General features: G+C 64.8%; 15 protein-coding genes and 1 pseudogene. 5 read left to right on the forward strand and 11 right to left on the reverse strand.

Features of this window, described 5'->3' with window-relative positions; translation table 11 throughout:
• Positions 1-96: 96 nt before the first annotated feature.
• From odhB to ACVMIM_RS02965, 11 genes and pseudogenes are all read right to left on the reverse strand, one after another.
• Positions 97-1,383, reverse strand: coding sequence for a 2-oxoglutarate dehydrogenase complex dihydrolipoyllysine-residue succinyltransferase (gene odhB, locus ACVMIM_RS02915; RefSeq protein WP_476110303.1), 1,287 nt, complete (start codon positions 1,381-1,383; stop codon positions 97-99).
• 45 nt (positions 1,384-1,428) lie between these two features.
• Positions 1,429-4,416 (reverse strand): 2-oxoglutarate dehydrogenase E1 component, encoded by a 2,988-nt coding sequence (locus tag ACVMIM_RS02920; protein ID WP_476110305.1) that lies wholly within the window; start codon positions 4,414-4,416, stop codon positions 1,429-1,431.
• Between the two features lie 146 nt (positions 4,417-4,562).
• Entirely contained in the window at positions 4,563-5,465 is a 903-nt protein-coding gene (gene sucD, locus ACVMIM_RS02925) for a succinate--CoA ligase subunit alpha (RefSeq protein WP_278049903.1), read from the reverse strand.
• Positions 5,466-5,477: 12 nt separating this feature from the next.
• Positions 5,478-5,975, reverse strand: a complete 498-nt coding sequence (locus ACVMIM_RS02930; RefSeq protein WP_476110307.1) for a DUF1579 family protein — start codon at positions 5,973-5,975, stop codon at positions 5,478-5,480.
• A gap of 3 nt (positions 5,976-5,978) precedes the next feature.
• Positions 5,979-6,350 (reverse strand): cupin domain-containing protein, encoded by a 372-nt coding sequence (locus tag ACVMIM_RS02935; protein ID WP_041010995.1) that lies wholly within the window; start codon positions 6,348-6,350, stop codon positions 5,979-5,981.
• Between the two features lie 4 nt (positions 6,351-6,354).
• Positions 6,355-7,550: pseudogene (gene sucC, locus ACVMIM_RS02940) on the reverse strand (ADP-forming succinate--CoA ligase subunit beta).
• Positions 7,551-7,574: 24 nt separating this feature from the next.
• Positions 7,575-8,543 (reverse strand): malate dehydrogenase, encoded by a 969-nt coding sequence (gene mdh, locus ACVMIM_RS02945; RefSeq protein ID WP_476110309.1) that lies wholly within the window; start codon positions 8,541-8,543, stop codon positions 7,575-7,577.
• A gap of 447 nt (positions 8,544-8,990) precedes the next feature.
• Positions 8,991-9,278: a GIY-YIG nuclease family protein gene (locus tag ACVMIM_RS02950; RefSeq protein ID WP_476110311.1), complete on the reverse strand. Its 288-nt coding sequence runs from the start codon at positions 9,276-9,278 to the stop codon at positions 8,991-8,993.
• 205 nt (positions 9,279-9,483) lie between these two features.
• Complete coding sequence (zapE, locus tag ACVMIM_RS02955; RefSeq protein ID WP_476110312.1) at positions 9,484-10,683, reverse strand: cell division protein ZapE; 1,200 nt, start codon at positions 10,681-10,683, stop codon at positions 9,484-9,486.
• A gap of 90 nt (positions 10,684-10,773) precedes the next feature.
• Positions 10,774-11,331, reverse strand: coding sequence for a protease inhibitor Inh/omp19 family protein (locus ACVMIM_RS02960; protein WP_476110313.1), 558 nt, complete (start codon positions 11,329-11,331; stop codon positions 10,774-10,776).
• 196 nt (positions 11,332-11,527) lie between these two features.
• A complete protein-coding gene (locus ACVMIM_RS02965) occupies positions 11,528-11,965 on the reverse strand; it encodes a VOC family protein (RefSeq protein ID WP_476110315.1) in 438 nt (145 codons plus the stop codon).
• Positions 11,966-12,092: 127 nt separating this feature from the next.
• Here ACVMIM_RS02965 and ACVMIM_RS02970 point away from each other — a divergent pair, with 127 nt between their 5' ends.
• The 5 genes from ACVMIM_RS02970 (at position 12,093) to ftsY (ending at position 17,388) form a co-directional block, all read left to right on the forward strand.
• The gene (locus ACVMIM_RS02970) at positions 12,093-13,130 is read left to right on the forward strand and encodes an MBL fold metallo-hydrolase (protein WP_476110317.1); all 1,038 of its coding nucleotides are present in this window, start codon (positions 12,093-12,095) and stop codon (positions 13,128-13,130) included.
• Positions 13,131-13,160: 30 nt separating this feature from the next.
• The gene (locus tag ACVMIM_RS02975; RefSeq protein WP_031195454.1) at positions 13,161-13,322 is read left to right on the forward strand and encodes a DUF1328 family protein; all 162 of its coding nucleotides are present in this window, start codon (positions 13,161-13,163) and stop codon (positions 13,320-13,322) included.
• A 73-nt stretch (positions 13,323-13,395) separates the two neighbouring features.
• Entirely contained in the window at positions 13,396-14,280 is an 885-nt protein-coding gene (dapF, locus tag ACVMIM_RS02980) for a diaminopimelate epimerase (RefSeq protein ID WP_476110320.1), read from the forward strand.
• On the forward strand, positions 14,280-15,605 hold the full coding sequence (gene mtaB / locus ACVMIM_RS02985; RefSeq protein WP_476110321.1) for a tRNA (N(6)-L-threonylcarbamoyladenosine(37)-C(2))-methylthiotransferase MtaB: 1,326 nt from the start codon (positions 14,280-14,282) through the stop codon (positions 15,603-15,605). Before dapF ends, mtaB begins: the two co-directional genes overlap by 1 nt.
• Before the next feature lie 13 nt (positions 15,606-15,618).
• Positions 15,619-17,388 carry a signal recognition particle-docking protein FtsY gene (gene ftsY, locus ACVMIM_RS02990; RefSeq protein WP_476110322.1) on the forward strand — a complete coding sequence of 590 codons (1,770 nt, stop codon included), beginning with the start codon at positions 15,619-15,621 and terminating at the stop codon, positions 17,386-17,388.
• Positions 17,389-17,424 lie beyond the last annotated feature (36 nt).

Raw genomic sequence — 17,424 nt, forward strand, 5'->3', positions numbered from 1 at the left:
GTGGAGACACCGAGCAGAAGGAGGCTGCGCCGCAAACCGCGGCCCAGCTTGAACCCCAACCCTTCCAGCCAGCCGCTCACAGCGCGACAGACCTGCTCACAAATCGAGCACCAGCCGCTCGGGATCCTCCAGGCTTTCCTTGACGCGCACCAGGAAGGTCACGGCTTCCTTGCCGTCCACGATACGGTGGTCATAGGAGAGCGCCAAATACATCATCGGCCGGATGACGATCTGACCGCCGACCACCACCGGCCGCTCCTGGATCTTGTGCATGCCGAGGATGCCCGACTGCGGCGCATTCAGGATCGGCGTCGACATCAACGAGCCATAGACGCCACCGTTGGAAATCGTAAACGTGCCTCCTTGCATGTCCGCGACCGACAGCTTGCCGTCGCGCGCGGCAAGGCCCAGCCGCCCGATCTCCTTTTCGATCTCGGCGATGGACATCTGGTCGGCGTCGCGCACCACCGGCACCACCAGGCCCTTGTCCGTGCCGACGGCAACGCCGACATGGGCGAAATTCTTGTAGATGATGTCGCTGCCGTCGATCTCGGCATTGACGGCCGGGATTTCCTTCAACGCATGGGTCACAGCCTTGGTGAAGAAGCCCATGAAGCCGAGCTTCACGCCATGCTTCTTCTCGAAAACGTCCTTGTATTTGGCCCGCAGCGCCATCACCGCGCTCATGTCCACCTCGTTGAAGGTGGTGAGCATGGCGGCGGTCGACTGCGCTTCCTTCAAGCGGCGCGCGATGGTCTGACGCAGCTTGGTCATGCGCACGCGCTCCTCGCGGGGCGCATCCTCGGCCGAAGACGGCGCGCGAGCCGCGACGGGCGCTGGAGCAGGAGCAGCCTTCGGCGTCTCGGCCGGCTGCGACGGCGCGCCCCTGGCGATGGCGTCGAGCACGTCGCCCTTCAGCACCTGGCCGCGCTTGCCGGAACCGGACAACTGGTCGACCGAGAGATTGTGTTCCGCGATCAGCTTGGCCGCGGCCGGGGCTGGCGGCATGGCGCGCGGCTCGACCGGACCGGCATCGCCGGCCATCTTGGCGGTTTCGGCCGCGGCCTGCTTGGTGGTGGACGCGGCGTCGGGGCTGGAAGCCTGCGCCACCGCCTGCGGCTTCGTGGCAGGAGCGGCGGCCGCGCCGCCCGCCGAAATCGAGCCGAGCAGCGCGCCGACATTCACCGTCTCGCCTTCCTTGACGGTGATCTCGGCCAGCGTCCCGGCGCCCGCGGCGGGCACTTCCACCGTCACCTTGTCGGTTTCGAGCTCGACCAGCGGCTCGTCGGCGGCGATCGCGTCGCCGACCTTCTTGAACCACTTGCCGACAGTCGCCTCGGTGACGGATTCGCCGAGAGTGGGGACGCGGATTTCGGTAGCCATTGTGCCTGTCCGTTCTCTTGTCTTCTTGAGGTCTGTTTCGCCCGGTTATTCGCCGAGAGCGTCGTCGAGCAGCGCCGCGAGCTGGCTGAGATGCTTCGACATCAACCCTGTCGCCGGCGAGGCCGAGGCCGGCCGCCCGGTGTAGCGCACCCGCTGATGCTTGGCGTCGATATGCGCCAGCACCCATTCGAGATAGGGATCGATGAACGACCAGGCCCCCATGTTCTTGGGCTCCTCCTGGCACCACACCATCTCGGCATTGCGGAAACGCGACAATTCGGTGATCAGCGCCTTGGCCGGGAACGGATAGAGCTGTTCGACGCGCAGCAGATAGATGTCGTTGATGCCGCGCTTCTCGCGCTCCTCATAGAGGTCGTAATAGACCTTGCCCGAACACAGCACGACGCGGCGGATCTTGGAGTCCTTCACCAGCTTGATCGGCTGGTTCGGCAACAGCTGCGCGTCATCCCAAAGCAGCCGGTGGAACGAGCTCTCGCCCGCCATCTCCGACAGCGTCGACACCGCGCGCTTGTGGCGCAACAGCGACTTCGGCGTCATCAGGATCAGCGGCTTGCGGAAGTCGCGCTTCAGTTGCCGGCGCAGGATATGGAAGTAGTTGGCCGGCGTGGTGACGTTGGCGACCTGCATGTTGTCTTCGGCGCAGAGCTGCAGGAAGCGCTCCAGCCGCGCCGACGAGTGCTCCGGCCCCTGGCCCTCATAGCCATGCGGCAACAGGCAGACGAGACCGGACATGCGCAGCCACTTGCGCTCGCCCGACGAGATGAACTGGTCGAACACCACCTGGGCGCCATTGGCGAAGTCGCCGAACTGCGCCTCCCAGAGCGTCAGCGCCTTGGGCTCGGCCAGGCTGTAGCCATATTCGAAGCCGAGCACCGCCTCTTCCGAGAGCATCGAGTTGATGACCTCGTAGCCGGCCTGCGCCGCCGAGAGATTGTTGAGCGGGATGTAGCGGGTCTCGTCGCGCTGGTCGTAAAGCACCGAATGGCGCTGCGAGAAGGTGCCGCGTTCCGAATCCTGGCCGGAAAGCCGGATCGGGTTGCCGTCGAGCAGGATGGCGCCGAAAGCCAGCGCCTCGGCCGTCGACCAGTCGATGCCTTCGCCGGATTCGATCGCCTGGCGGCGGTTTTCGAGGAAGCGCAGGATGGTCTTGTGCGCCTCGAAATCCTTCGGCACCTCGGTCAGCTTCTTGCCGATCTCCTTCAGCGTGCGCACCGGCACGGCGGTCTTGCCGCGCCGCTGTTCGTCCTGATTGTCGGCGGTGCGCAGGCCCGACCACGCGCCGTCCAGCCAGTCGGCCTTGTTCGGCTTGTAGTGCTGGCCGACTTCAAATTCGGCCTCGAGATGCGCACGCCAGTCGGCCCGCATCTTGTCGACCTCGGCTTGGGTGACGTGGCCTTCGGCGATCAGCCGGTCGGCATAGATCTGCACCGTCGTCTTATGATTGCGGATGTTGCGGTACATGATCGGCTGGGTGAAGGACGGCTCGTCGCCCTCATTGTGGCCGAAGCGGCGGTAGCAGAACATGTCCACCACCACCGGCTTGTGGAACTTCATGCGGAATTCGGTCGCAACCTTGGCGGCATGCACCACCGCCTCCGGATCGTCGCCGTTGACGTGGAAGATCGGCGCTTCGATCATCTTGGCCACATCCGACGGATAGGGCGACGAACGCGAGAAGCGCGGATTGGTGGTGAAGCCGATCTGGTTGTTGATGATGAAATGCAGCGTGCCGGCGACGCGATGGCCGCGCAGGCCGGACAGCCCGAACATTTCGGCGATCACGCCCTGGCCGGCAAACGCCGCATCGCCGTGGAGCAGCAGCGGCATCACCTTGGCGCGTTCCGACTGCGGCACGATCTCGCCGCGCTCGCGACCGGCGAGCTGATCCTGCTTGGCGCGCGCCTTGCCCATCACCACGGGGTCGACGATTTCCAGATGCGAGGGGTTGGCCGTCAGCGACAGATGCACCTTGTTGCCGTCGAACTCGCGGTCCGACGAGGCGCCGAGATGGTACTTCACGTCGCCCGAGCCCTCGACATCGTCCGGCGCGGCCGAGCCGCCCTTGAACTCGTGGAAGATGGCGCGGTGCGGCTTGCCCATCACCTGGGAAAGCACGTTGAGGCGGCCGCGATGCGCCATGCCGAGCACGACCTCCTTGAGGCCGAGCTGGCCGCCGCGCTTGATGATCTGCTCCAGCGCCGGGATCAGCGCTTCGCCGCCGTCGAGGCCGAAGCGCTTGGTGCCCTTGTACTTGACGTCGATATATTGCTCGAAACCCTCGGCCTCGATTAGCTTCGACAGGATCGCCTTCTTGCCGGTTGCGGTGAAGGTGATCTCCTTGTCGGCGCCTTCGATGCGGGCCTGGATCCAGGCCTTCTCTTCCGGATCGGAGATATGCATGAACTCGACGCCGAGCGTCGAGCAATAGGTGCGGGTCAGGATGTCCAGCATCTGCCGGATGGTGCCGAATTCGAGCCCGAGCACATTGTCGAGAAAGATCGGCCGGTCGTAGTCGGCTTCGGTGAAGCCGTAATTCTCCGGCGACAGCTCGTTATAGTCTTCGAGCGGCTTGGCAATGCCGAGCGGGTCGAGATTGGCGTGCAGGTGGCCGCGCATGCGGTAGGCGCGGATCATCATGATGGCGCGCACGGAATCGCGCGTCGCCTGGTGCACGTCGGCGTCGGAAAGCACGGCGCCGTTGACGACAGCCTTTTCCTTCACCTTCTTTTCGATCGCCTTCTCGACCAGGCCCCAATTGCCGTCGAGCGCCGAGACCAGCTCGCCATTGGCCGTCGGCGGCCAGGAAGGCTTCGCCCAGGAGGCGCCCTTGGCGTTCTTGCGCACGTCGCCAGCGTCATCCTTCAGCGCGGCGAAGAAATCCTGCCACTCCGGATCGACCGAGGCCGGATTGTCCTCATAGGCGGCATAGAGCGCGTCGATATAGTCGGCATTGCCGCCATAGAGGAATGAGGTGAGCGAGAATTGGTCGTTGGCCTGATCTTGTCTTGCCATTTTCATCTGCGGAGCCCGGCTCCGTCTCCTGTTCGGAGGGGAGTAAGGGAATAGGGGAGTAAGGCGGTAGGGAAAGTGGCAATTGTTGCCGCGCGCCCCGTTCTTCCTATTCCCTTACTCCCCTACTGCCCTACTCCCTTACTGCCTTAACCCTTGATCGCCTCGACCAGCGTCGTGCCGAGCCGCGCCGGAGAGGGCGAGACCCTGATGCCAGCCGATTCCATCGCGGCGATCTTGTCTTCCGCGCCGCCCTTGCCGCCCGAGATCACCGCGCCCGCATGACCCATGGTGCGGCCCGCCGGCGCCGTGCGCCCGGCGATGAAACCCGCCATCGGTTTCTTGCGGCCGCGCTTGGCTTCGTCCTTGAGGAACTGCGCGGCGTCTTCCTCGGCCGAGCCGCCGATCTCGCCGATCATGATGATCGACTTGGTCTCGTCGTCGGCAAGGAACATCTCCAGCACGTCGATGAATTCGGTGCCCTTGACCGGGTCGCCGCCGATGCCCACCGCCGTGGTCTGGCCGAGGCCGACATTGGTGGTCTGGAAGACTGCCTCATAGGTAAGTGTTCCCGAGCGCGAAACAACGCCCACCGAGCCCTTGCGGAAGATGTTGCCGGGCATGATGCCGATCTTGCATTCGTCAGGCGTCAGCACGCCCGGGCAGTTCGGGCCGATCAGCCGCGAAGCCGAGCGGTCGAGCCGCGCCTTGACCTTGACCATGTCCATCACCGGGATGCCTTCGGTGATGCAGACGATCAGCGGGATCTCGGCCTCGATCGCCTCGATGATGGCTTCGCCAGCGCCCGCCGGCGGCACATAGATGACCGATGCGTTGGCGCCGGTCCTGGCCTTGCCCTCGGCCACCGTGGCGAAGATCGGCAGGCTCTCGCCCTTCGAGCCGGTCCAGGTCTCGCCGCCCTTCTTCGGATGGATGCCGCCCACCATCTTGGTGCCGTGATAGGCCAGCGCCTGCTCGGTGTGGAAGGTGCCGGTCTTGCCGGTCAGGCCCTGCACCAGCACCTTGGTGTTCTTGTCGACGAGAATGGACATCGCGGCCCTTTTCTAAAAACCGTTGATCGTGGAAGGCGAGACGCGCCGGTAGAGCCCGCTCACCATGTCTTGCCAGGCATCGCTGCCCGTAGGCTTGAATTGAAGTCTCATGCGATAAGTATCGGCGCCGTCAAAACCATATGTCACGCAGGCTGCGCCGCGCGGCGACGACCGCTCCAGGACCAGTTCGTTGCCGTTCCACGTACCAGTGGCCGGTGACATCGGCACGAACCCCATCGAGTCGAACTGATGCATGGTGACGAGTCCGTTCTGCTGGTCGAAGCCGAACACATTGTGCGCACCGAACGAGACCGTGCCGTCGCGGCGCTGGCGATAGCGCTGCACCACGAACAGGCCGCCGAACTGCGCCTCCGCCAGCACTTCCGAAGTCGCCGCGCCGGCATCGGTCCATTGCGTCGCCGCGACCTCTTCCTCGCCGCGCCACGCGCCGACTAGCGCCTGCAGGCGTTGGTGAGCGTCCGAGAGGGAGGAGAAGGGCGACGCGTTCATGGCTCAGAGCCGCTTCAGGTCGGTGACGGTGAGGTCACTCCGGGCATTGCCGGTGTTGAGCGTCGTCGCCGGTTCGAACATCAGCACCACCGGCTCCTTCGTCAGCGAGCGCGGCCGATGCTCGACGCCGCGCGGCACGACGATGAAATCGCCCTCGCCGAGCTCGACCGGCCCGTCGCGGAAATCGATGGCGATCCTGCCGCGCAGCACCAGGAAAGCCTCGTCCTCATGGTCATGCGCATGCCAGTCGAAGACCTCGCCGAACTTGGCGACCTTCGCTTGGGCATCGTTGACGTCGCCGGCAATGTGCGGATCGAAGACCTTGGCGATCTTTTGATCCGCGGCCTCGACCAGGTTTATCTTGCGCGGAGGCATCCGCTCAGCCCTTCACCGCCTTGACGATCTTCTTGGCCGCGTCATCGAGGTCGTCGGCCGAGACGACATTCAGGCCGCTGTCGTTGATGATCTTCTTGCCGAGCTCGGCATTGGTGCCTTCCAGCCGCACCACCAGCGGCACCTTCAGCCCCACTTCCTTGACGGCGGCGATCACGCCCTCGGCGATGACGTCGCACTTCATGATGCCGCCGAAGATGTTGATCAGGATGCCTTCGACCGCCGGATCCTTGGTGATGATCTTGAACGCCGCCGTGACCTTTTCCTTGGAGGCGCCGCCGCCGACGTCGAGGAAGTTAGCCGGCTCAGCACCGTAGAGCTTGATGATGTCCATCGTCGCCATGGCAAGGCCTGCGCCATTGACCATGCAGCCGATATTGCCGTCGAGCGCGACATAGGCGAGGTCGTATTTCGACGCCTCGATCTCCTTCTCGTCCTCTTCGGTGTGGTGTCGCGCAATTCCATCACGTCCGGGTGGCGGAACAGCGCGTTGTTGTCGAACGAGACCTTTGCGTCGAGCACGCGCAGATGCCCGTCTTTCATGACGATCAGCGGATTGACCTCGAGCAGGCTCATATCCTTCTCGACGAAGGCCTTGTAGAGCGTCGGGAACAGCGAAGCGCCGTCCGTCGCGGCGTCGCCGTCGAGCTTCAGCGCGCCGTTGAGCGTCTTCACGTCGTCCGCCGTCACGCCTTTTTCCGGATCGATGGCGACGGTGACGATCTTTTCCGGCGTGTCATGCGCGACCGTCTCGATGTCCATGCCGCCCTCGGTCGAGACGACGAAGGCGATGCGGCCGACCGAGCGGTCGACCAGGATCGACAGATAAAGCTCGCGGGCTATGTCGGCGCCGTCCTCGATATAGAGCCGGTTGACCTGCTTGCCGGCTGGCCCGGTCTGCTTGGTGACCAGCGTGTGGCCGAGCATCTCGTTGGCGTTGGCGACGACTTCCGCCGCCGACTTCGCCAGCCGCACGCCGCCCTTGGCGTCGGGGCCGAGCTCCTTGAACTTGCCCTTGCCGCGGCCGCCGGCATGGATCTGGCTCTTCACCACATAGAGCGGACCGGGCAGCGCCTTGGCGGCAGCTTCCGCCTCGCTCGCCTTGAACACCGGGACGCCGCTTGCGACCGGCGCGCCGAACGTCTTCAGCAGCGCCTTGGCCTGATACTCATGGATGTTCATGCGCTTGGTCTCCGGGTAGGACGATTACTTGCCGGCGAGATGCGGGGCGATCTTGGTGCAGGCTTCGGTCAGGCCCTGGACGGCCGCAACCGAATTGTCGAACATCTTCTGCTCGGCCTTGGACAGGTCGATCTCGATGACGCGCTCGACGCCGCCGGCGCCGATCACCACCGGCACGCCGACATAGGTGCCCTTGATGCCATACTGGCCCGACAGATGCGCAGCACACGGAAGCACGCGCTTTTTGTCCTTGAGGTAGGATTCGGCCATGGCGATCGCCGAGGCGGCCGGCGCGTAATAGGCCGAGCCGGTCTTGAGCAGGCCGACGATCTCGGCGCCGCCGTCGCGGGTGCGCTGCACGATCTGGTCGAGCTTTTCCTTCGAAGTCCAGCCCATCTTGACGAGATCGGGCAGCGGAATGCCGGAGACGGTCGAATAGCGGATCATCGGCACCATCGAGTCGCCATGGCCGCCGAGCACGAAGGCGGTCACATCCTCGACCGAGACCTTGAACTCCTCCGCCAGGAAATAACGGAAGCGGGCGCTGTCGAGCACCCCGGCCATGCCGACGACATGGCTGGTCGGCAGGCCGGAGAACTTCTGCAGCGCCCACACCATCGCGTCGAGCGGGTTGGTGATGCAGATGACGAAGGCCTTCGGCGCGTACTTCTTGAGGCCGGCGCCGACCTGTTCCATCACCTTGAGGTTGATGCCGAGAAGGTCGTCGCGGCTCATGCCCGGCTTGCGCGGCACGCCGGCGGTCACGATGCACACATCCGCGCCCTCGATGCCGGCATAGTCGTTGACGCCGGTCAGCCGGGAATCGAAGCCGTCGACCGGCGAGGACTGCGCTATGTCGAGGCCCTTGCCCTGCGGAATGCCCTCGGCGATATCGAACAGCACCACGTCCCCGAGATCCTTGAGGCCGATCATATGGGCGAGCGTGCCGCCGATCATGCCCGAGCCGATGAGCGCTATCTTGTTGCGTGCCATGATAAGGATGTTTTCCCTTTGTCTGTGACGAGGTCGTGACGGGGCCGGGAGGCCGAAAGGATGCGGGAAACCGCAGGATTTGGCCGCACCGAATACCGCCGGCCAAAGAAAAATTCAAACGATTATTTCGACTCCTGTGTTTTCAATCGGTTAGATGCTTTGGGAATTACGTAAACGTCAAAATTTGTGAGCCGACTGAGGAGAATTTACACAATGAACGTCGAAATCCGAAGGCTTCATCCCGGCGATGACGCTGTTGTGATGCGATGGTAAATCTCCCCCTTGAGGATCTCTCCCTGTTTGAGGGATGCCCGGCAGGGCAGAGGGGCGCGGGAAGGATCGCCAGCCTGTCCTTCGTCATTCTAGGGCGGAGCAAGGAGCGAAGCGACGCGCGCAGACCCTAGAATCCACGCCGTGACGCCTGAGCGCCGTCACGGTCCAGAACGCTCACCAGCCAATTCCGCGAAACAGCTCGAACCATTCCGGATTGCTCTTCTCGATGAGTTCGATCTTCCACTGTCGTGGCCAACGCTTCAATGACGTCTCGCGCTGGATGGGGTCGGTGATGTCGACATACTCCTCGTACCAGACGGGACGCTGCACACCGTAACGGCTGGTGAAGCTGGAGCCTTGGCCGGTCTTATGCTCGGGGATGCGACGAGCAAGGTCGTTGGTGACACCGATATAGATCGTGCCGCCTTTCTGGCTTGCGGTCATGTAAACGTAGCCGGTCATGCTGCGATCTTACCTGGCGCTATCGCCAACGGCTATTCTGGACCGTTGCATTCTACGGCCAATGTCAGGGCATGGATCCTAGGGTCTGCGCGCGTCGCTTCGCTCCTTGCTCCGCCCTAGAATGACGAAGATACGCCGCCGCTTCAGCTGCCGCGGCGGACTTCGCCAACCTGCCACGGGACAAAGAGAGCGGCGGAACAACATTCTATCCCTGCGCCTGCCTTGCCTCTGCTACCGGCGCCATCTCTCGCCGTTCCGTCCAGCTTTCCAGCCAGTCGCGGCTCTGCATTTCGACCAGGCGCGAGGCAGTGCGCTCGAATTCGAACACCTCCGTGCCGCGCTTGGCCGTGTAGAGCCTTTCGGGTGACGCCGCGGCACTCATCACCAGCCGCATGTGGCGATCGTAGAGCGTGTCGATCAAAAGGATGAAGCGCTTGGCCTCGTTGCGTTTGCCTTCGCCCAGCACCGGCACATGGTCGATGAAGACGGTCGAGAAGCGGTCGGCGATCGCCAGATAGTCGCGCGCGCCGAGCGGCTTTTCGCAGAGGTCGGCGAAGGAGAAGCGCGCGGCGTCGCCCGCGGCGCGCGGCACGACGAGCTGGCGGCCTTTCAGCGTCAGCGTCACCGCTTCGGTCGGCTTGCCATGCGTCATCGCCCTCCAGGTCTCATCCAGCGCGCGATCGGCCGAAGCGTCGGCCGGCGTGACATAGACCGGCAGACGATTGAGCTTTTCCTGCCGGTAGTCCTTCTCGGCGTCGAGCGTCATCACATGGGCATTGCGCTCGAGCAGCGAGATGAACGGCAGGAAGAGCTGGTGATTCAGCCCGTCGCGATAGAGGTTCTCCGGCGCCACATTGGAGGTGGCGACCAGCACCACGCCATTGGAAAACAGCGCCGAGAACAGCCGCGACAGGATCATCGCGTCGGCGATGTCGGTGACGGAGAATTCGTCGAAGCACAGCACCCAGGCTTGGTCGGCGAGCGCCCGCGCCACCGGCGGGATCGGGTCGTCTTCCTTGACCGTACCTTCCTTGCGCGCCTGCCGGTGCTTCTGGATGCGGTCCTGCACATCGGCCATGAAGTCGTTGAAATGCACGCGGCGCTTGCGCCGCACCGGCAACAGCTCGAAGAACATGTCCATCAGCATGGTCTTGCCGCGACCGACGCCGCCATGGATGTAGAGGCCCTTGACCGGCTCGCGAGGCTGCCGCTTGGCGGCGAACAGCCAGCCCAGCGCGCTCGATTTATGCGCCAGCCTTTTGGCCGAGATCTCGTCGATCAGCCGGTCGAGCGCGGCGATGATGCGCTCCTGCGCCGGATCGCGCTCGACCGCGCCGCTCTGGACGAGATGATCGTAGCGCTGCTTGACGGTCGCGTGGGTCTGGAGGCCGTCACGCAGGTGCATGGTTCACGTCGTCTATATTGAGCACAATGATGGGTGCAGGAAGCCGCCGCTTACAGGCCGGCCTCACCTGAATATCAGCACACTCTCGCCCTACCTTGTAAGCGAGATGGGCTGCCCATTGGAAGTCTGGCCGTCGAACTTTTCGCCGCCCGAGGAATAGAGCCTGGCCAGCGTGCCGCCATTTTCGTCGTAAAGCGTCAGCTGCTTGCCGGCGACATTCCACGATTTGATGCCATCGATAGGCGCCGGGCAGTGCAGCGGACCGGCGCGGTAGCCGGCGCCGAACTTGGTCTGCGGCGTCGCCACCTTGCAGCTCTGCCCGGAGACATTGACGTTCCACACGCCGGCGACGCTGGCCGCGGTGAGGTCGGTGGCGCCGGCGGGCGCCGTGCCGTCCGGCGGCAGCGAAGCGACCTGGGTGTTCTTCGGCGCGGTCGGGAATTGCGACGGGTCGGTGGTGCCAGGGGAAGCCGGCGGCGGCAGCTGGTTCTGCGTCACCGTGCCGGACGGCGCCGGCGTCAGCGGCGCCGGCTGCTGGTCGTCCATCGACGAGAAGCGCGAGGTCGAACAGCCGCTCGCAACCAGCGCGGCCAGCGATACGGCCACGAAGCCGCTCCGCGAAAAGGGGCGGGTCATCGAAAAATTCATCAAAACCTCCGTCGGATCCGGCCGGGGGGGAGCCATCCGCGTAATCTTCGCTTCACCAAGACGGCGAAGGTGGCAGAATTTCAACCCGATATGGTTAAAATAGGGTTTTCGAGCCGGCTGTTGCAAATTTGTCGCAGCAAGAGAACAGCATCGGGGACGCCGGCGGCGGATGCCGCTAAGCTCTTGAAATGCAGCGCTAAATTCGGGCGCTGGGCACAAATACATAGCCGTCCGGACCGACGATGTAGCATTCACGCAGCCCATGCGGCTTGTCGATCGCGCCGGCCAGCACGATGTGGCCGAGCGCCGCCGCCTTTTTCTCGACCGCATCCGGATCGGCGCCGTAAAGACGCAGCTCTATGCCGGCGCCGCGTGTCTCGATGCCCGAAGTGACCCCAGTCATTGGATTGTCGAGATAGGAATGGTCGGCATGCAGCATGAAGATCGAGCCCAAAAGCTCGATCGCCGCGAAATCCTCGTCGGCATAGATGATCCTGGCGCCGAGCACTTCGCGGCAGAAGGTCTCCATCGCCGCCATGTCGGTGACCAGAAGGTTCACGCCGACCCCATGCGGCAGCGAGCGGCCGAAATCCTCGGCCTTCATCCACGGTGTCTTGGTCCGCTTCATCGCCATGGCGGTCGTCCCCTCTCATCCAATCTTAATGGAAGAGGGCTTCGCTCGTTGGCATTCGCCAGCAAAATGCTTGCGCCAGGCGGGCGCTTCCTTATCTCACGAAGGACCGAGCCGGCGGGAAGAGAGAATGACCGCGAGAAAAAGAACCGCCAACCGCTATTATAGCGGGCCGCCCAGCGATCATTTCGACGGTGCCTTGTTCTTCAACCCCGGCGGCAAGCCGCCCGGGCGCTTCAGCGATCTCCTCAGATGGCAGTTCGGCGGCAAGCGGGCGAAATGGCCGGCCGCCTTTCCGAGCCCCCATCCGCTGGCAAAACCAGAGGGTCGGCTGGATGGCGGCGCGCTTCGGCTCACCATGGTTGGCCATGCGTGCCTGCTCATCCAGACGGCGGGCCTGAACATCCTGACCGATCCAATCTGGTCGGAGCGCGCCTCGCCCTTCGCCTTTGCCGGTCCGAGAAGGGTCAATGCGCCGGGCATCGCCTTTGCCGACCTGCCGCCGATCGACCTGGTCCTGGTCAGCCACAATCACTACGACCATCTCGACCTCGCCACGCTGAGGCGACTGAAGGAGAGCCACGACCCGCTGGTGATCACGCCGCTCGGCAACGACGCCGTCATCGGCCGCGCTGTGCCTGGCATGCGCCTCGGCGCGCATGATTGGGGCGACCGGGTCGACATCGGCGCGGCCGCCATCCATATCGAGCCGGCGCATCACTGGTCGGCGCGTGGCGGACGCGACCGCTGCATGGCGCTGTGGGCGAGCTTTGTCATCGAAACGGCGGGCGGCAATATCTATTTCGCCGGCGACACCGGCTTCCATGACGGCATCAACTACCGGCTGATGGCGGAAAAGCATGGCGGGTTCCGCCTCGCCATCCTGCCGATCGGCGCCTATGAGCCGCGCTGGTTCATGGCGCCGCAGCATCAGAACCCTGAGGAGGCCGTGCAAGGCATGAAGCTCTGCAACGCCGCCTTCGCCGCCGGCTGCCACTGGGGCACATTCCATCTCACCGACGAGCCGGTCGAGGAACCGGCCCATAAACTGGCCGAGGCGTTGGCTGCCGAAGACCTCTCGCCGGAGCGTTTCCGCGCCATGCGGCCGGGCGAGCTATGGGACGTGCCGGCCATCTACAAAGGAACCCAAACCGGCCAAACGCGTTGATCCGCCGACGCAATTTCGCCGGAGCTTCCCATGATCAGGTGGATCATCATCCTTCTCATCATTGCCGCCGCCGCGAGCCTGCTCGGCATGCCGGCTTTGGCTGGCGCGGCTGCTACCGGCGCGCGCATCCTCATCGGCATCGTGCTGATCATCTTCCTGCTGATCGTGCTCGGCGTCTTCGCCGTCACATAAGACTCGGTTGGACTGGTAATTCCGGGCCGTTTCAGCCATATAGCGGCCAAATGGAACTGGAATGACCGGTTAGATGGCAGGCACCGCCCCCTTCGCCAAGATGAATGGGATCGGCAACGAGATTATCGTTGCCGATATGCGTGGCCGCGCCGACAAGGTGACGGCGACGGCGGCGATCGCCCTCAACGCCGATGCAGCGACCAGGTTCGACCAGATCATGGCGATCCATGACGCGCGCACGCCGGGCACCGCCTATTATATCGACATCCTGAATTCCGATGGCAGCAGCGCGCAGGCCTGCGGCAACGGCATGCGCTGCGTCGTGCAGGCTCTGGCCGCCGAGACCGGCCAGAAGAGCTTCACTTTCGAGACGCGCGCCGGAATCCTCAATGCTCAGGAGCATGCCGACGGCACGATCTCGGTTGACATGGGCAAGCCGCGTTTCGGCTGGCAGGAGATCCCGCTGGCGGAAGAATTTCGCGACACCCGCATAATCGAGCTGCAGATCGGCCCGATCGACGCGCCGGTGTTGCATTCGCCCTCGGCCGTGTCGATGGGCAATCCGCACGCCATCTTCTGGGTCGACAATGACGTCTGGTCCTACGAGCTCGACCGCTTCGGCCCGCTGCTCGAAAACCATCCGATTTTCCCCGAGCGCGCCAACATCACCATCGCCCAGGTGACGTCGCCTGAAAGGATGATCATCCGCACCTGGGAGCGCGGCGCGGGCCTCACCAAGGCCTGCGGCTCGGCCGCCTGCGCCGCCGTGGTCGCTGCCGCCCGCACCAAGCGCACCGGCCGCAGCGTCTCGCTGCTGACGCCCGGTGGCGGCGAACTCAATGTCGAATGGCGCGACGACGACCACGTCATCCTGACCGGTGCTGCCGAATGGGAGTTTTCCGGCAGCTTCGATCCCTCGACCGGCGCCTGGGCCCGCGACACCGAAAGCGCCGCCTGATGTCCGTCCTTCAAAAAGGCGCGCCCGAAGCCCCCGCCGGCAAGGGCATCGACGTCGTCACCTTCGGCTGCCGCCTTAACACCTATGAATCGGAAGTGATGCGCCGCGAGGCCGAGAGCGCTGGCCTGGGCGCGCTGCAAGGCGGGGCCGTCATCTTCAACACCTGCGCCGTCACTGCGGAAGCGGTGCGCCAGGCCAAACAGGCGATCCGCAAGGCGCGCCGCGAGAATCCTTCGGCGCGCATCATCGTCACCGGCTGCGCGGCGCAGACCGAGCCGCAGAATTTCGCCGCCATGCACGAGGTCGACCTCGTGCTCGGCAATGAGGAGAAGCTCAAGGCCAATTCCTATCGCCCGCTGCCCGATTTCGGCGTCAACGACACCGAGAAGGCGCGTGTCAACGACATCTTTTCGGTGCGCGAGACGGCAGGCCACATGGTCGACGCCATCGAGGGCCGGGCGCGCGCCTTCGTGCAGGTGCAGAATGGCTGCGACCATCGCTGCACCTTCTGCATCATTCCCTATGGGCGCGGCAATTCGCGCTCCGTGCCCATGGGCGCGGTGGTCGAGCAGGTCAAACGCCTCGCCGGCAACGGCTATGCCGAGATTGTTTTGACCGGCGTCGACATGACCAGTTTCGGCGCCGACCTGCCGGGCGCGCCAAAACTCGGAAAGCTGGTGAAGACGATCCTGCGCCAGGTGCCGGATGTGAAGCGGCTGAGATTGTCCTCCATCGATTCCATCGAGGCCGACGACGACCTGCTCGATGCCATCGCCACCGAGCGTAGGCTGATGCCGCATCTGCATCTGTCGCTGCAGTCGGGCGACGACATGATCCTGAAGCGCATGAAGCGCCGCCATCTGCGCGACCAGTCGATCCGCTTCTGCGAGGATGTGCGCAAGCTGCGCCCGGGCGTCGTCTTCGGCGCCGACATCATCGCCGGCTTCCCGACCGAGACCGAGGCGATGTTCGAGAATTCGGAGAGGATCGTCGAGGAGTGCGGGCTGACGCATCTCCACGTCTTCCCCTTCTCACCACGCGAGGGCACGCCCGCCGCGCGCATGCCGCAAGTCCCCCGCGAGGTGGTAAAGGTGCGCGCCGCAAGGCTGCGCGCCGCCGGCGAGGCCGCCTATCGCCGCCACCTTTCATCGCTTCCCGGCACCAGGCAGTCGATCCTCATCGAGCGCGATGGGCTCGGACGCACCGAAGGATTCACGCTGGCCGCGATCGGCACCGGCGCGCCCGGCGAGATCGTCGATGCCGTGATCACCGGCCATGACGGCGCCCGACTGATGGCGGCGCCCTCTGCCGCGCAAGCCGCCTGAGACTGCGAGACGCATGGCTGGTTTCTTCAAGAAGATATTTTCGTTCGGCAGGAAAGAGGTCGTCGAGGAGCGTGCCGACGAGACGCTGCCGCCGATCAAATGGGATCAGTTGGACGCGCTGAAGCCGGAGGCCGAGCAGGCAGCGCCCCACCCTCGCCTCGATGGGGAGGGTCGCCACGAAGTGGCGGGGCGGGGTGATAGCGCCGACGCTGGCGCCGGTCACCCCCACCCCCGAGCTGCGCTCGGGACCTCCCCCATCGAGGGGGAGGTAGAACCGGCGCCTCAGCAGGTTCCCGAGGAGCCGAAGCCGGAGCCCGCTCCGACCATTCCGCCGACGCCGGAGCCGATCGTACCCGCCGAGCCGGAACCGTTGCCACAGCCTGAGCCCGAAGAGGAGCCGCAGCCGGCGCCCGAGAAGCCGGTGCCGCCAGCCCCCCAGGAAGTGCCGCCGGCGCAGCCCGAACCTTTACCCGCGCCGGCACCGGAGCCCGAACCCGCACCGCGGGAAGTGCCCGCACCGGCGCCGACTCAGCCGGACATCCAGCCTTCGCGTCCGAAACCGCAGCCCGAGCCGGCACCGGCCGAAGCGCCCACGCCGCCTGCCGAAGCCCCGGTCGAGACGGCGGCGCCCATCGAGATTCCGCCGGCGGAGGCGCCTTCTGCGGAACCATCCGCCGAAGCCGACGCCGAAATCTCGCCCCCTATTCGACAGCCGGCGCCCGTCGAGCCGCAGCCGATCCTTGCCGAGATCGCACCGGAACCGGAAGCCGTGCCGTCGCCGCCAAAGCCCGCCGCCGGCAAGGTGACGGTCTCAAAAAAGGTCGAGCAGAAAGCCGAGCCGCAAAAGGCGCCGGAGCCGGCGCCGCGACGCTCCTGGTTCCAGCGCATGCGCGATGGGCTCGCCCGCTCCTCGCGCGAGCTGACCGGCAACATTGCCGGCGTCTTCACCAAGCGAAAGCTGGACGAGGACACGCTGCAGGACCTGGAGGACGTGCTGATCCGCGCCGACCTTGGTGTGGAGACGGCGCTGCGTGTCACCGACTCGCTCGCTTCCAGCCGCTATGGCCGCGACGTTTCCGACTCTGAGGTCCGCGCCGTCATGGCGGCGGAGGTGGAGAAGGTGCTGACGCCGGTGGCAAAGCCGCTAGAGCTCGATCTCAGCCACAAGCCGCACGTCATCCTGGTCGTCGGCGTCAACGGCACCGGCAAGACCACCACCATCGGCAAATTGGCCGCCAAGCTCACCGATGGCGGCCTCAAGGTGATGCTGGCCGCCGGCGACACGTTCCGCGCCGCCGCGATCGAGCAACTCAAGATCTGGGGCGAGCGCACGAAATCGCCGGTCATCGCTACCAAGCTCGGCGCCGATGCGGCGGGCCTCGCCTATGACGCCTTCGAGAAGGCCAAGGAGGCCGGCTCCGACGTGCTGATCATCGACACGGCCGGCCGCCTGCAGAACAAGACCGAGCTGATGGCCGAGCTGGAAAAGATCGTGCGCGTGCTGGGCAAGCTCGATCCGGAAGCGCCGCACACGGTGCTGCAGACGGTCGACGCCACCACCGGTCAGAACGCGCTGAGCCAGGTCGAGATCTTCCGCAACGTTGCCGGCGTCAACGGGTTGGTGATGACCAAGCTGGACGGCACGGCACGCGGCGGTATTCTGGTGGCGATCGCCGCCAAGCACAGATTGCCGGTCTATTTCATCGGCGTCGGCGAGCAGGTCGACGACCTCGAACCATTTTCCGCCAGCGAATTCGCCAGGGCGATCGCCGGCGTGGCCTGAACAAAGACGTGATCTTGAGTCGCCTGCTTTTTGGCC

The organism is Mesorhizobium sp. USDA 4413 (genome assembly GCF_056280365.1).